Genomic DNA, 14,122 nt, shown 5'->3' on the forward strand with positions numbered 1-14,122 from the left:
CTTAGCTAAGTTGGCCGGATGTCTGAATTCGACTATCTGGCCGAGGGACGCCGTGTGGCGATCCGCGCCTACACCCCGGCGGATGCCGAAGAGTTCACCACGCGGGCGAGGGAGAGCCGGGACGTACACCACCCCTGGCTCTTCCCGCCGGAGGACGCCCGCGCGTACGCCACCTACGCGGGGCGGCTGATCGACGACCCCACCAAGGTCGGCTTCCTGGTCTGCGAGCCGGAACGCGAACGGGGCCGGGAAGCAGGCAACGGCAGGGCCGGTGAGGGCGGGGGCGGCGGTGGGATCGCGGGCTTCATCAACATCAACAACATCGTCCACGGCGGGTTCCGTTGCGGCGCGCTCGGATACGGGGCCTTCGCCCACGCGGTGGGGCGCGGTCTGATGAGCGAAGGGCTGGCACTGGTCCTGCGGTACGCCTTCGGGCCGCTCGGCCTGCACCGGCTCGAAGCCAACATCCAGCCCGCCAACGAGGGGTCGATCGCCCTTGTCCGGCGGGCCGGATTCCGCCTAGAAGGGTTCTCGCCGGACTTCCTCTTCATCGACAGAGCCTGGCGCGACCACGAACGGTGGGCGATCACGGTGGAGATGCTGGGCTAGCGCCTCTGCGTTCGGTCCGTGGACGTCGACGACGGGGTTCTGCAGTGGCCCGGCCTGGCGTACACGGTGATGCGCGCCTGCGTGACCGTCCGGCTCGCGCACTCCTCGAAGTACGCGTCGAGGGTGGCGCGCTTGACCGCCTCGCGCGCGTTCGCCTCCAGGGGCTGGCCCTCCAGGTCGCGTACGGCGATGACACGGGTGCTGGTCAGGATGCGCTCGCGGATCCGCTCCGGTGGCCACTCCCGGCCGAACAGCGTGTTCGACGCCACGGGGGTCCGCTCCAGGGCGAGGTCGGACAGCGCCGCAAAAGAGTCCGGCCGGGCGAGTGTCCATACGCGCCTGCGGGACGGCATGAACAGCAGCCCGTCCCCGGGCTCGGCGATGTCCTGGACCGCCCGGGCGATCGCGACCGCGTCGTTCCTGCGGCTCCCCGGCTTCCGCAGTGCGGTGCTCACGGGTACGAGGGCGGCGAGCACCGCGACCAGTGCCACCGCACACGTCACACGTTTCATCGTTCCCGCGTCGCCTGCCGACAGGAGTAACCGGACCCGGTCGAGCGCCGCGCCCGCCAGGAGCGCGAAGCCGATGGCGGAGGCCAGGACGTATCTGTCCACGTACAACGGATGCAGCGGGCTCGTCAGCATGAGCAGCGTGGTGGGCAGGACCAGCAGTGGGAGCGCGAGTGCGGGCAGGGCGACCGGTCCGCGCGAACGGCCGGTGGAGCGGGCGAGGGCGATGCCCAGCAGGGCCGTCACGACGAAGGCCAGCACCTCCCCGGCGTCCGGCGGACCGATCCAGTCCACCTGCGCCGACTGCGTGGTGCTGAAGACGGCGAGCGGGAGGAGCCCGGCGAGGACCCCGCCCGCCGTGATGCTCCACGCCCGTCTCATGGGCCGCGCCGAACGCGCCCCGAGGACGGTCACACCGTGGGCCAGGAGTATCAGTACGGCGAACTCGTGGAGCAGGCAGGCCGTCAGCATGACAACGCCATATGTCACCCATCCCCATGCCCGCCCCCGCATTCGCCCCCGGGCCCCGTCCGGTCCCTCCGGCCGGGAGAGGTTGCTGACGAGGAGACAACTGGCCCAGGTGATCAGCGCGCAGACCAGCGCATAGGACCGGCCCTCCTGCGCATACCGCTGCACCGGCGGGAGCAGCGGGAAGACGAGGCCCGCCGGCAGCCCGGTCCAGGTCCCGCCGAGCCGTTGTCCGAGCCGTACGATGCCGACCGCGGCCGCGGCGACCGCCAGTACCGAGGGCAGCCGCAGTGCCACGAGCCCGCCGTCCCAGAGGCCGAACACGCCGCGCATCATCAGGTAGTACAGGCCGTGCACGACGTCGATGTGGCGCAGGGTGTGCCATATCTGCGGCACACTCCGGTGTGACATGGCGTAGGTGACCGCCTCGTCTCCCCACAGGGTGCCCTGGCGACGGATTCCCCAGAACCCGACGAGCAGGGCGACGAGACCGGGGGCCCACGGGACCGCCCGGCTCAGCGCGCTCCGGGGCAGGGTCGCGGGCGATGGCCGGCGATGTTCCGTTGCCGAATCGACGGCGGGTGCGGGGTGCTGGATGAGAGAGATGACGTGCTCCGTCCTGAGGGGGTCTCTCGCTCAGTCGATCGTCCGCCGTGTTGCTGGGCAGCTCTGGCAGGCGGCGCCCATCAATTCCGTTCGAGGGCGGACCCGCGAGGACGAATGGCAGGCGCAACTGCCCGATCCGGCGTATCGGCCCGTGTGTCGAGTCGCCGGGTGCACCCCACTGGCCGAAGCCGGATCGGGCAAGTCTTTGCCCGTGGCCGATTCGGGCTGCCTCCCCGACGCGCGGGCCCGCTCGCTACGGGATGCGGAGCTCTGTACTCCGTACAGGAAGGGGGAAATGCAGCGGCCGAAAGTATCGGGAGTCCGCCCCCGGCGGGATGACGATCGTGTTGACCGTACGCAATCGCAGGCACAGGCTCGACACATAGCTGCTAAATACAACTGGTTCTGCCGGGCCTTCGCCTTCGGCAGCCGCCCGAGCGACGGCACCGTGCGTACGACCGCTTCCCGGCCGGGACCGAAATCGGGAGGACGCGTATGTGTGGCATCGTCGGCTGGGTCTCCTTCGACCGCGATCTGCGGGGCGCCGCGGAGGCCGCGACGCTGGACGCGATGACGGAGACCATGGCCTGCCGGGGCCCGGACGACCGGGGGACCTGGACCGTCGAGCACGCGGGGCTCGGACACCGCCGGCTCGCGATCATCGACCTGCCCGGCGGACGCCAGCCCATGACCGTCTCCACCCCCGAGGGCGACATCGCCCTCGTCTACTCCGGTGAGGCGTACAACTTCACCGAACTCCGCACCGAACTGACCACCCGCGGGCACCGCTTCCTCACCGACTCGGACACCGAGGTCGTGCTGCACGGCTATCTGGAGTGGGGCGAGTCCGTCGCCGAACGGCTCAACGGCATGTACGCCTTCGCCCTCTGGGACAGCCGCCACGACAGGCTCGTCATGATCCGCGACCGGATGGGCGTCAAGCCCTTCTACTACTGGCCGACGCCCGACGGAGTGCTCTTCGGCTCGGAACCCAAGGCCATCCTCGCCAACCCGCTGTCCCGGCCCCGGGTGACCCTGGACGGGCTCCGGGAGCTCTTCAGCTTCGTCAAGAACCCCGGTCACGCCGTCTGGGACGGCATGTACGAGGTGGAGCCCGGCACCGTACTCACCGTCGACCGCGACGGCCTGCGCCGAGACGTCTACTGGCGGCTGGAGACCCGTCCGCACCCCGACGACCGGGACACCTCGATCGCCACCGTACGGTCACTGCTCGACGACATCGTGCGCCGCCAGCTGATCTCCGACGTGCCCCGGTGCATCCTGCTCTCCGGCGGCCTCGACTCCTCCGCGGTCACCTCCCTCGCCGCCCGGCAGCTCGCCGAGACCGGCGAGAAGGTCCGCACCTTCGCCGTCGACTTCGTCGGACGCACCGAGAACTTCGTCGCCGACGAGCTGCGCACCACCCCCGACACACCGTTCGTCCACGCCGTGGCCGAGCGGGCCGGCACCATCCACCGCGACATCGTGCTCGACCCGGACGCCCTCGCCGACCCCGATGTGCGCGCCCGGATGATCCGGGCCCGGGACATCCCCATGGGCCTCGGCGACATGGACGCCTCGCTCTACCTGCTCTTCCGCGCCATCCGCGAACACTCGACGGTCGCCCTGTCCGGCGAATCCGCCGACGAGGTCTTCGGCGGCTACCTCCAGTTCTTCGACGAGGAGGCCCGGAGCGCCGACACCTTCCCCTGGCTGGTCCGGTTCACCGAGCACTTCGGCGAGGACGCGGGCGTGCTCCGCGCCGACGTGAACCAGGCCCTCGGCCTGGAGAAGTACATCCGCGAGAGCTACGACTCCGCGGTCGCCGGCATCGAACGGCTCACCGGCGAGAGCGACTTCGAGTACCGCATGCGCCGGATCTGCCACCTCCACCTGACCCGGTTCGTACGCGTCCTGCTGGATCGCAAGGACCGCGCGAGCATGGCCGTCGGTCTGGAGGTCCGGGTGCCGTTCTGCGACCACCGGCTCGTCGAGTACGTCTACAACACCCCCTGGGACGTGAAGTCCTTCGACGGCAGGGAGAAGAGCCTGCTGCGCGAGGCCACCGCCGATCTGCTGCCCCGTTCCGTGTACGAGCGGACCAAGAGCCCCTATCCGTCGACCCAGGACCCCAAGTACGCCGTCGCCCTCCAGGAGCACGCCCGCACCCTGCTCGCGAGCCCCGGACACCGGGTCTTCGACCTCGTCGACCGCGACCGGCTGCGCAGGGTGGCCGAACACGACGCGCCCGGGATCACCTCGGCGTCCCGGCGCGGGCTGGAACGCACCCTGGACCTCGCGATGTGGCTGGACATGTACGAGCCGGAGCTGGACCTCGGCTGAGCGGGCTGCGGTCGGCAGGGCGTGCGGCGGCCGCCCCGCCGCTCACCGACCCTTGTAATTGATCTTCATGGTGTCCATGTCCGTTGCCTTGGAACGGAGTTCGCCATGACCATAACCCTGGTCCCGCAACAGGGTCTCGGCCCGTTCCTCGGCGATCGCGGATGCCATCTCCTCGCCGTCCTCGGCGTCCGACACGACCACGAACCGGAAGCTGAAGTGCTTGAGTACGCGGTCGTACGTCAGCGAGCCCTCCTCGGTGAACTGCATTGCGCTCAGGCCGTGCTCGTCCACCTCGGACAGGAGCCGGGCGCGTGCCTCTTCCGTCAGGTCGTCCCAGGTGCCGCGCACGATCACTCGGTAGGTGTGCTGCGTGCTCATCTGTTTCCCGCTCCGCTTTTCGCTCGTGAACCGTCGAGGGGCAAGGTTACGGCGGTGGGGGTGGGACGCACACGAATTATCCGGGCCACCGGGTTCGGGGCCACCGGGTCCGGGGCTCCGGGATGGCGGTTTCCGGCGCCGCTTCCGTGATCTTTCGGTCTTTTGCCGAAGTCTGACGGCAACGCCCCTGGCCGGGCCGCAGTCCAGCGTGTTCCATGGTCATCGGGGGCGCCCGGACCTGCGGCGGCCCGCGCGAGGGAGCGAGGTTGCCTTGGCCACGACCGTACGACGTGCCGTACTGACTCTGCCCGCCGCACCACTGGGCCCGGAGAACCCGCTGCCCGCACTGCGGCCGCTCGACGAGATGCATGTCGTCGATGACCGCGACCGGGCCGGACTGCCACGTGACATGGCACGCCAGATCGGCTACGAACCACTGGCCACCGTGCTGCCGGTGCGCATCCTCGACGGGTACGGGCGCGAGCGCGTCCCCACCGGGCTCGACGCGATCATCATCGAGAACGCCCGGCTGCGGGCCACCGTCCTGCCCGGGCTCGGCGGCCGCGTCCACTCCCTCCACCACAAGCCGACCGGCCGCGAACTCCTCTACACCAACCCCGTGCTCCAGCCCGCCGACTTCGCGCTCAACGGCGCCTGGTTCTCCGGCGGCATCGAGTGGAACATCGGCGCCACGGGCCACACCACGCTGTCCTGCGCCCCGGTGCACGCGGCCCGGGTGCCCGCACCCGACGGCGGTGACATGGTCCGCCTCTGGGAGTGGGAGCGGCTGCGCGACCTGCCGTTCCAGGTGGACCTCTGGCTGCCCGAGGACTCCGACTTCCTGCACGTCGGCGTGCGGATACGCAATCCGCACGAGCACACCGCACCCGTCTACTGGTGGTCCAACATCGCCGTGCCCGAGGGCGAACGCACCCGCGTCCTGGCCCCGGCCGAGGAGGCGTGGCACTTCGGTTACGAGCGCGCCCTGACCCGGGTCCCGGTCCCCGAGTCGGGTTCCGTCGACCGTACGTATCCAATGCGTGGCGACTTCCCCGCCGACTACTTCTACGAGGTGCCCGACGGCGCGCGCCGCTGGATCGCCTCCCTCGACGAGGACGGGCACGGACTCGTCCATACGTCGACCGATCTGCTGCGGGGCCGGAAGCTGTTCCTGTGGGGCAGCGGCCCGGGCGGGCGGCGCTGGCAGAAGTGGCTCACCGAGCCCGGCACCGTCGGCTACGTCGAGATCCAGGCCGGACTCGCCCGTACCCAGCTGGAACACATTCCGCTCGAACCGGGCGCCGAGTTCAGCTGGCTGGAGTCGTACGGACCGCTGTCCGCGGAACCCGGGGCCGTGCACGGCGACGACTGGGCGGCAGCTCGCGCCGAGACGGAGCGACGGCTCGCCGAGGTGCTGCCGCGCGCCGATGTCGACGCCGCGTACGCCGCCTGGCGCCCCTGCGCCGACACCGAGCCCGGCGAGTCGCTCGCCACCGGCTCGGGCTGGGGCGCCCTGGAAGTCCGGCGCGGAAAATACCGGCTCCCCGGTACACCGTTCGCCGAGTCCACCCTGGGTGAACAGCAGGAACCCTGGCTTGAGTTGCTGGACCAGGGCACCTTCCCCGCACCCCGCCGGGCGACCCCGCCGGGCCCCTCCCTGGTCTCGCCGCACTGGCGCGACATGCTGGAGACGGCCGTCGCCGAACCCCTCACCGAATACCACCTCGGCGTCGCCCAGTGGCACGCCGGCGACCGCGCCCAGGCGGTCCGCAGCTGGGAACGCGGACTGGCTCTCGCCCCGTCCCGGTGGCCGCTGTTGCGCTGCCTCGCCGTCGCCGCGGAGGGGAGCGGACAGGGGGACCGGGCCGCCGATCTCCACGCCGAGGCGTTCGACGACCTGTGTGCGCAACGCCCCGTCGGCGAAGGCGGTGACGAAGGCGGTGACGAAGGCGGTGACGAAGGCGGTGACGAAGGCGGTGACGACGCCTGGACGCCCGCCGCGACGGCGCTCGGCCGCGAGGCGATGGAGGCCATGCTGGCAGTAGGACGTCCCGGAGCGGCCCGGACGGTGTGGGCCGGCCTGCCTCCGGCGGTCCGACAGCGCGGCCGTTTCCGTCTGTTGGAGGCCCGACTGCTGATCGCCGAGGGCGACCGGGTCGCCGCCCGGGCCGTGTTCGACGAGGGCTTCGAGGTCGCGGATCTGCGCGAGGGCGCGGAGATCCTGGGCGAGGTATGGGCCGAACTCACCGACGAGCCACTGCCGGACACGTACAACTACCGGATGCGGCCAGCGACTTGACGCCGACGACTTGACGCCGACGGCCGTCCGCCCCGGGCCCACCTTCACCGGCGCGGGCCGGACGGCCGTATACCGGCGCGGGCCGGACGGCCGCGAGACCGATCCGTCGGGTGGGGAGTCCCGCGGCTCAGCCGGCCGGGGTCCGGTCGACGTACTCGAAGACCGAGCCGTCCGGATGCACCGCGATCAGATTGCGGCCGACCGGCGTCGGTACCGGACCTGCGAGGATCCGGGCGCCGACGCGGGTGAGGGAGGCGTGGGCTTCGTCGACATCCTTGACCGCGATCGTCGCCGTCACCTTGCGCAGGATCTCCAGCTCCGACTCCGGTCCGCTCATCAGCAAGAAGCAGCTGATCGCGGCGACCGAGACTCCGCCGCGCTCGAAGCGCAGCGCGGAACTGGCCGTGAGGTCCTCGTAGAAGGCCACCGCGGCCTCCAGGTCGTCGACGCAGATACGCAGCGTGGTTCCCAGAATGTCCATGCGGACAAGGGTAGTTGGCCGTGATCAGACGCGGCAGAGGATCTCGCCGTGCGGGACCATGAACCAGGCGTCGTCCCGTGCGCCCCACTCGTGCCAGGCCGCGGAGATCGCGGCGAGCTCCTCGGTGCTCGCGTGGCCGCCGTCCACGGCCAGCTGCGCGTAGACCGAACCGACCGTGCGATCCGCCCACAGACCGCTCCACCAGGCGCGGCTCTCCGAGGTGGCGAAGCACCAGTTGGCGGCGGTCGGTGCGATGTCGGTGAAGCCGGCCTGCCGCGCCCAGGACAGCAGCCGTCGGCCCGCGTCCGGCTCCCCGCCGTTGGCGCGGGCGACCCGGCCGTACAGCTCCTGCCAGGCGTCCATGCCCGGCACCTCGGGGTACCAGGTCATCGCCGAGTAGTCGCTGTCGCGGGCCGCGACGATGCCGCCGGGGCGGCAGACGCGCCGCATTTCGCGCAGCGCCTGCACCGGGTCGCCCACGTGCTGGAGCACCTGATGGGCATGGACCACGTCGAAGGAGTCGTCGGGGAAGTCCAGGGCATGCACGTCCGTGGTGGTGAACTCCACGTTGTCCAGGCCGCGTTCGGCCGCGACCTGGGCCGCCTGGGCCAGGATCTCCCCGGTGGTGTCGACGGCGGTTACCCGGCCGGGGGCGACCAGTGCGGCCAGGTCCGCGGTGATGGTGCCGGGCCCGCAGCCGACGTCCAGCACGCTCATGCCGGGGCGGAGCTCGTCGATCAGATACGCGGCGGAGTTGGCGGCGGTGCGCCAGCGGTGCGAGCGCAGCACCGACTCGTGGTGGCCGTGGGTGTAGACGGCGGTCTCTTTCGGCATGGCGGTGGATCCTTCCTCGGGGCGCGGAGCCCGAACGCGAGCCGCGCGAAGGGCTGATCGTCAGCGACACCGTACGCGCTTATGTCGAATATTGAGATACGCGTCTTGATATGTGGACATTTTTTCGAGTTGATCGGTACACGGAAGGGCGGCCGACTCGCCGTCGGCCGCCCCTGGTTCGCCCAGACCTGCGCGACCTCTACATCTCCACGGCCCGGACGGGCCTTGCCGCCCCGCACCCGCTGTCCGGTTCGCTGCTGGTGCTGCCGGACGCGGGGCACGGGATGTCCGGGACGGCCTTCGCGGGCTGAGCCCGCCCCTCGCCCGGTACCGATGAATGCTCCGCCGGGCGGGCGCCGTCGGTCGAACCCTCGTATAAAGGGCCCTGAGCACCAAAGGGCCCTGAGCACCAAAGGGCCCTGAGCGGCCAACGGGTCCTGGGTGCCGACGGGTCCTGGGTGCGAGACGCACAGGACAGGGCGACGCGGTGGCGGCGAAGGAGGCTCGATGGCGCGGAAGCGGACCGGGCGGACCGGACTGGCGGGGCGCGGCCGGCAGGGCGGGGGCGGTGTGCGGTCCGTACGGGAGGACCGCGGACCGGTCCGGTACGGGCCGCCCGCCCTCGATCCCGGTCTGCCCGTCCTGCCCGAACTGGCCGAGGTGCTCGCCGCCGCGGCCGGACGCGGCGAACCCGAACCGACCGGCGGCGGTGAGGCCCTGCGCGAGGCCGCGACCGGCTACTGGGCGCGACGCGGACTGCACGGCGGCCCGGAGCACGTCGCTGCCGCCCCGGGCGCGTCGCCGCTGCTGCTCGCACTGATCGCTGCGCACGGCGGCGACGTGCTCATGCCCCGCCCCTGCACGGCCACCTGGATCCCGCAGGCCCGGCTGCTGGGCCGGCCCGCCTACCACGTGCCGACCCCGGCCGAGTGCGGCGGCGTGCCCGATCCGTACGCGCTGCTGGAGACCGTGCGCCGGGTGCGCGCCGAGGGCGGCCGGCCCCGGCTGCTGCTGATCTCCGTCGTCGACGACCCGACCGCCACCGTCGCCCCGCCGGAACTGGTGCGCGAGGCCTGCGAGGCCGCGGTCGCCGAGGGGATGCACATCGTCAGCGACGAGACGTGGCGCGACACCCTGCACCGGCCGCACGACACGGTCCTGCTCAGTCCGGCCGAGATGTGCCCCGACGACGTCACGGTCGTCAGCGATCTCGCCGGCGCGCTGACCCCGTCCGCCTGGCCGGTCGCGGTCGCCCGGTTCCCGGACACCGAGCGGGCGTCGGCGCGCCATGCCCGTACCCTCGACATCCTCACCGCGCTCGGCGCACTCGTCGCGGGGCCCGTCGCCATGGCCGCCGCCCACGCGCTGCGCGAACCGGAATCCGTCACCGACCGGGTCCGCCGGGCCGCCGCGCTCCAGGCGAAGGTCGCCGCGGCGGCCCACCGGGCGGTCCTCGCGTCGGGCGCGCTGGCCAGGCCCCCGCAGGCGGGGCGCCATCTGTACGCCGACCTCGGGCCGCTCCGATCGCGGCTGGCGAACCGCGGTGTCACGGACTCCCTGGAGCTGGAGGAGTACCTGACGGAACGTCTCGGCACACCGACGCCGGGCGGCCACCGGTTCGGCGACGAACTGGGGGCGCTGCGCGTAAGGCTGGGCACCGGGACGCTGCTCGGGTCGACCCCGGAACAGCAGATGGAGTCCCTCACCGCTGTGGAGCCCCTGGAATTGCCGCATGTGGCCGAAGCGCTGAGCATTTTCGGGACGGCACTCGACGAACTCCGATGAGGAACAGCGAGACGGGAGTCTCTCGATGACGGAACCCACCGAGCGCTCCCGCACCGGGACCGCGCACCCGCACCAGGTCTCTCGCGGCGAGGTCGTCGAACCGCGTCCGCTCGGCGAGGTCCGAGTCTGGCCCAGAACCTTCGCCGACCGGCTCACCACGCCGCTCCCGAGGGTCATGAGCATGTCCCGACTGGCCCGTGAACACGCCCTGCGGCCCAACCCGGAAGGGCTGCGCGGCATCCACCGGCTCCCGTACGCCCCCGAACCCCTGCCCGTCATCCCCACCGGCGCCACCGCCGTCACCTGGGCCGGGCACGCCAGCTGGATCGTCCGCACCGGTGGTCTCACCGTCCTCACCGACCCCGTCTGGTCACGGCGCATCCTCGGCACCCCGGCCAGGATCACGCCGGTCGGCGTCCGCTGGGAGGACCTGCCACCCGTCGACGCCGTCGTCATCAGCCACAACCACTACGACCACCTCGACGCCCCCACTCTGCGTCGACTGCCCCGGAACACCCCACTGTTCGTCCCCGCCGGACTCGGCCACTGGTGCCGCCGCCGAGGCTTCACCTGCGTCACCGAACTCGACTGGTGGGAATCGGCCCGGCTGGACGGCGTCCGCTTCGACTTCGTGCCCGCCCACCACTGGTCCAAGCGGACCCTCACCGACACCTGCCGCTCCCTGTGGGGTGGCTGGATCATCGGCACCGAGGGCAGCGACGGGCAGCGGATCCACTTCGCGGGGGACAGCGGGTACGGGCACTGGTTCGGCGAGATCGGCCGCCGGTACCCCGGCATCGATCTGACCCTGATGCCGATCGGGGCGTACGAACCGCGCTGGTGGCTCGGTGACGTACACACCGATCCGGAAGAGGCCGTGCAGGCGTACGAGGACCTCGGCGCCCGCGCGATGGCGCCGATGCACTGGGCGACCTTCCTGCTCTCCGCGGAGCCCGTACTGGAACCGCTGGCCCGGCTGCGTACCGCCTGGCAGCGGGCCGGACACCCTCGGACACGGCTCTGGGACCTGCCGATCGGCGGCTCCCGCCTGCTCGACCCGGTACCCCGCACGGTCAGTGGCTGAACCGCGCCCGCATCCTGCGCCACACCGCGGGAGCCCCGCTGATCAGCAGTGTCAGACCCACCGCCGCCACCACGCCCTGCCAAGGCTCGGGGAAGAGCGAACCGCCCAGAACGCCGATCAGCTGGTACGTCGCCGCCCACGCCAGACAGGCCGGCACATCCCCGCGGGCGAACCGGCGCAGCGGCATCCGGCCCAGCAGACAGGCCAGCATCACCGGAATCCGGCCCGCCGGTACCAGCCTCGACAGCACGAGCACCACCGCACCGTGCTCGTCCAGCTTCCGCTGTGCCTGCGCCAACCGCTCCGGAGCGGCCCGGTCGCTGATCGCCCGCAGCCACTTCGAACCGTTCTTCGACCGCACCCCGCGCTGACCGAGCCAGTACAGACAGATGTCACCGAGGAGCGCCGCGGCCGACGCCACCCCGAAGACGATCAGCAGCGAGAACGGCGACGCCTGATGCAGCGCCACCACGGCGGCCGAACTGACCAGAGCTCCCGTCGGCACCACCGGCACCAGCGCGCCCAGCGCCACCAGCAGAAACAGGGACGGGTAGCCGACGGCCTGCTGCGTCGACTCCGGGGGCAGCTGTCTCACGACGTCCTGGATCACCGGGCGGCCTCCGGCCGCACGTGTTCGCCGTGCGACAGCCGGTGCACCGCCACCTCCGGCGCCAGCAGCGCCGCCTTGCGGACGAACTCGTCACCCGGCGCGTGGAACTCGTGCGGCCTGACCCCGTCCATGCCGATCGGCCAGTACGTGCCGTAGTGCACCGGCACGGCCGACCGGGGAGCCAGCCGGGCCAGCGCCTGCGCGGCACGGCTCGCGTCCAGATGACTGTGGCCCAGATAAGGACCCCAGCCGCCCACCGGCAACAGCACCACGTCCACCGGACCGACGGCCCGGGCCATGTCGTCGAAGAGCCCGGTGTCACCGGCGAAATACGTCCGCGCCTCGCCCTCGACCACATAGCCGAGCGCGGGGGAGCGGTGCGGGCCCACGGGCAGCCGCCTGCCGTCGTGCAGCGCGGGAACGGCCCGGACCCGGACCTCGCCGACCCGGACCACGTCGCCCGGAGAGACCTCGGTGATCCGCAGCCCGCGCACCGAGCGCAGCACCCGCAGCCCCGGCACGGAGCGCAGCGCACCCGTCGGCACGATCAGCCGGCTGCCGGGCGCGAGCCGGGCCAGCGACGGCAGATGCAGATGGTCGGAGTGCAGATGCGAGACGAGCACGACATCGGCGACCGCGGCCTCGGGGCCGGGCAGCTCGCCGCGGCGCCGGCGCAGATGCGCGAAGCGCCGTACGAAGAGCGGATCGGTCAGCACCCGGACCCCGGAGTCCTCGATCGTGCAGGTGGCATGACCCCACCAGGTGACTTCCACCGGCACGCGGTGCCTCCTCGTTCCCGGGTTTCCTTGTTCCGGCCCTGGTATCGAGCCTAGTGCCGTGACCGGACCGGGTGACCCGGCTCCGTCCGGTCGTCGCCTCCGGCTGGTCACTCTCAGTCGGTGAGGCCCAGCGCCCCCGCCGCCTGGATGGCCAGCCAGACCTCCGCCAGGGCCCCGTGGCCGCCCAGATCGCCACGCTGCTGCCGTTCGTTTTCGGCCTGGCCACCGCCTCGATCATCGCGTCGAAGGCCGCCAAGTACGTCGACCCGGCCGCCCCCAATGACGAGGACGCGGACCTGGAGAAGGCGGTCGTGGACCTCGTCGTCGGCGGTTTCTTCGACGCGGGTCAGGACTGTACGGCCGCGACCCGCGTCCTGGTCCACGAGTCCATCCATGACGAGTTCGTCACTGCCCTGGCCAAGGCCGCCGCCGACACGAAGACGGGGCAGCCGGACGACGAGGACGTGCTGTACGGGCCCGCTCAACAACGCCAACCAGCTGAAGCAGGTCAGCGGCTTCATCGACCGCCTCCCCGCCCACGCCAAGGTCGAGGCGGGCGGCCACCGGGTCGGCGAGAAGGGCTACTTCTACGCCCCGACCGTCGTCTCCGGTCTTCAGCAGGACGACGAGGTCATCCAGAACGAGGTCTTCGGCCCGGTCATCACCGTCCAGAAGTTCACCGACGAGGCCCAGGCCGTCGCGTACGCCAACGGCGTCGAGTACGCCCTCGCGTCCTCGGTATGGGCCAAGGACCACGCCCGCGCCATGCGGATGTCCAAGAACCTCGACTTCGGCTGCGTGTGGATCAACACCCACATGGCACTCGTCGCCGAGATGCCGCACGGCGGATTCAAGAAGTCCGGCTACGGCAAGGACCTCTCCGCGTACGGCTTCGAGGACTACACCCGCATCAAGCACGTCATGACCTCGCTCCGACCCACCCGCGCCACGTGCGCCCCCAGGGCGGGGGCGCACCGGCGTTCCGTGTCCGTACGCCGCACGCCCCCTCGCTCCTCCCGTACCGGCACGCGCCTTTTTGCGCGGGAGCCGGAGGGGTTCACAACTGCTGGGCAGACACATCGTTTTGGCGAACATGGACTCGATTGGGTGAACGGTGTCACAAGCTGCAGGTATGCCCGGCAGGGTGTGCGTAACGTATTCGGTGCGATCTGGGACGTCGGGTGTGGCGTCAGCAGTCGGGGCCCCCGTTTCACCAGCGAGATGGTTCGGGGCCTCCCCGTCGCCTCTGGCCACACCCATATGGCCAGGTCGTAGGAATTCCGCCCGCCCGGGACGGACCGCATACGGGATATGCGTCGCCGACCAGGATGCGAAAG

The 14,122-nt window shown here is 71.4% G+C and carries 12 protein-coding genes and 1 pseudogene; 6 read left to right on the forward strand and 7 right to left on the reverse strand.

Annotated elements, in window-relative coordinates; translation table 11 throughout:
* The first annotated feature begins 18 nt into the window (after window positions 1-18).
* On the forward strand, window positions 19-609 hold the full coding sequence (locus OH735_RS32095) for a GNAT family N-acetyltransferase (protein ID WP_406385163.1): 591 nt from the start codon (window positions 19-21) through the stop codon (window positions 607-609).
* Here OH735_RS32095 and OH735_RS32100 read toward each other — a convergent pair.
* Window positions 606-1,997 carry a hypothetical protein gene (locus OH735_RS32100; RefSeq protein ID WP_406385164.1) on the reverse strand — a complete coding sequence of 464 codons (1,392 nt, stop codon included), beginning with the start codon at window positions 1,995-1,997 and terminating at the stop codon, window positions 606-608. The two genes, OH735_RS32095 and OH735_RS32100, sit on opposite strands and share 4 nt — an antisense overlap.
* A gap of 690 nt (window positions 1,998-2,687) precedes the next feature.
* On the opposite strand from OH735_RS32100, the gene asnB reads away from it, so the two are divergent.
* The gene (gene asnB, locus OH735_RS32105) at window positions 2,688-4,535 is read left to right on the forward strand and encodes an asparagine synthase (glutamine-hydrolyzing) (protein WP_406385165.1); all 1,848 of its coding nucleotides are present in this window, start codon (window positions 2,688-2,690) and stop codon (window positions 4,533-4,535) included.
* Between the two features lie 42 nt (window positions 4,536-4,577).
* Here the strand turns inward: asnB and OH735_RS32110 are convergent, their stop codons facing one another.
* Window positions 4,578-4,913, reverse strand: a complete 336-nt coding sequence (locus tag OH735_RS32110) for a DUF6204 family protein (protein WP_406385166.1) — start codon at window positions 4,911-4,913, stop codon at window positions 4,578-4,580.
* 271 nt (window positions 4,914-5,184) lie between these two features.
* On the opposite strand from OH735_RS32110, the gene OH735_RS32115 reads away from it, so the two are divergent.
* Complete coding sequence (locus OH735_RS32115; RefSeq protein WP_406385167.1) at window positions 5,185-7,212, forward strand: DUF5107 domain-containing protein; 2,028 nt, start codon at window positions 5,185-5,187, stop codon at window positions 7,210-7,212.
* Window positions 7,213-7,339: 127 nt separating this feature from the next.
* On the opposite strand, the gene OH735_RS32120 is transcribed toward OH735_RS32115, so the two are convergent.
* Window positions 7,340-7,693: a VOC family protein gene (locus OH735_RS32120; protein WP_406385168.1), complete on the reverse strand. Its 354-nt coding sequence runs from the start codon at window positions 7,691-7,693 to the stop codon at window positions 7,340-7,342.
* Between the two features lie 24 nt (window positions 7,694-7,717).
* Window positions 7,718-8,527 carry a methyltransferase domain-containing protein gene (locus OH735_RS32125; RefSeq protein ID WP_406385169.1) on the reverse strand — a complete coding sequence of 270 codons (810 nt, stop codon included), beginning with the start codon at window positions 8,525-8,527 and terminating at the stop codon, window positions 7,718-7,720.
* Window positions 8,528-9,034: 507 nt separating this feature from the next.
* On the opposite strand from OH735_RS32125, the gene OH735_RS32130 reads away from it, so the two are divergent.
* Window positions 9,035-10,312: an aminotransferase class I/II-fold pyridoxal phosphate-dependent enzyme gene (locus OH735_RS32130; RefSeq protein WP_406385170.1), complete on the forward strand. Its 1,278-nt coding sequence runs from the start codon at window positions 9,035-9,037 to the stop codon at window positions 10,310-10,312.
* 25 nt (window positions 10,313-10,337) lie between these two features.
* Entirely contained in the window at window positions 10,338-11,396 is a 1,059-nt protein-coding gene (locus OH735_RS32135) for an MBL fold metallo-hydrolase (RefSeq protein ID WP_406385171.1), read from the forward strand.
* On the opposite strand, the gene OH735_RS32140 is transcribed toward OH735_RS32135, so the two are convergent.
* The 3 genes from OH735_RS32140 to OH735_RS32150 all read right to left on the reverse strand — a co-directional run bounded on the left by OH735_RS32140 (window position 11,386) and on the right by OH735_RS32150 (window position 13,180).
* Window positions 11,386-12,006, reverse strand: coding sequence for a DedA family protein (locus tag OH735_RS32140; protein ID WP_406385172.1), 621 nt, complete (start codon window positions 12,004-12,006; stop codon window positions 11,386-11,388). The two genes, OH735_RS32135 and OH735_RS32140, sit on opposite strands and share 11 nt — an antisense overlap.
* Entirely contained in the window at window positions 12,003-12,785 is a 783-nt protein-coding gene (locus tag OH735_RS32145) for an MBL fold metallo-hydrolase (protein ID WP_406385173.1), read from the reverse strand. The genes OH735_RS32140 and OH735_RS32145 overlap by 4 nt, the downstream gene beginning before the upstream one ends.
* Before the next feature lie 113 nt (window positions 12,786-12,898).
* Window positions 12,899-13,180, reverse strand: coding sequence for a hypothetical protein (locus OH735_RS32150; RefSeq protein WP_406386977.1), 282 nt, complete (start codon window positions 13,178-13,180; stop codon window positions 12,899-12,901).
* Between OH735_RS32150 and OH735_RS32155 the strand changes: the two are divergent.
* Window positions 13,070-13,718 (forward strand): annotated as a pseudogene (locus OH735_RS32155) (aldehyde dehydrogenase family protein); the annotation flags it as partial. The gene OH735_RS32150 and the pseudogene OH735_RS32155 sit on opposite strands and share 111 nt — an antisense overlap.
* Window positions 13,719-14,122: the final 404 nt, after the last annotated feature.

The organism is Streptomyces sp. NBC_01618 (assembly GCF_045209435.1).
Lineage (GTDB): Bacteria > Actinomycetota > Actinomycetes > Streptomycetales > Streptomycetaceae > Streptomyces.

Coding starts and splice junctions, on each gene's coding strand:
- OH735_RS32095 (WP_406385163.1), top strand. CDS start 19: ATGTCTGAATTCGACTATCTGGCCGAGGGACGCCGTGTGGCGATCCGC.
- OH735_RS32100 (WP_406385164.1), bottom strand. CDS start 1,997: ATGTCACACCGGAGTGTGCCGCAGATATGGCACACCCTGCGCCACATC.
- asnB (WP_406385165.1), top strand. CDS start 2,688: ATGTGTGGCATCGTCGGCTGGGTCTCCTTCGACCGCGATCTGCGGGGC.
- OH735_RS32110 (WP_406385166.1), bottom strand. CDS start 4,913: ATGAGCACGCAGCACACCTACCGAGTGATCGTGCGCGGCACCTGGGAC.
- OH735_RS32120 (WP_406385168.1), bottom strand. CDS start 7,693: ATGGACATTCTGGGAACCACGCTGCGTATCTGCGTCGACGACCTGGAG.
- OH735_RS32125 (WP_406385169.1), bottom strand. CDS start 8,527: ATGCCGAAAGAGACCGCCGTCTACACCCACGGCCACCACGAGTCGGTG.
- OH735_RS32130 (WP_406385170.1), top strand. CDS start 9,035: ATGGCGCGGAAGCGGACCGGGCGGACCGGACTGGCGGGGCGCGGCCGG.
- OH735_RS32135 (WP_406385171.1), top strand. CDS start 10,338: ATGACGGAACCCACCGAGCGCTCCCGCACCGGGACCGCGCACCCGCAC.
- OH735_RS32150 (WP_406386977.1), bottom strand. CDS start 13,180: ATGGATGGACTCGTGGACCAGGACGCGGGTCGCGGCCGTACAGTCCTG.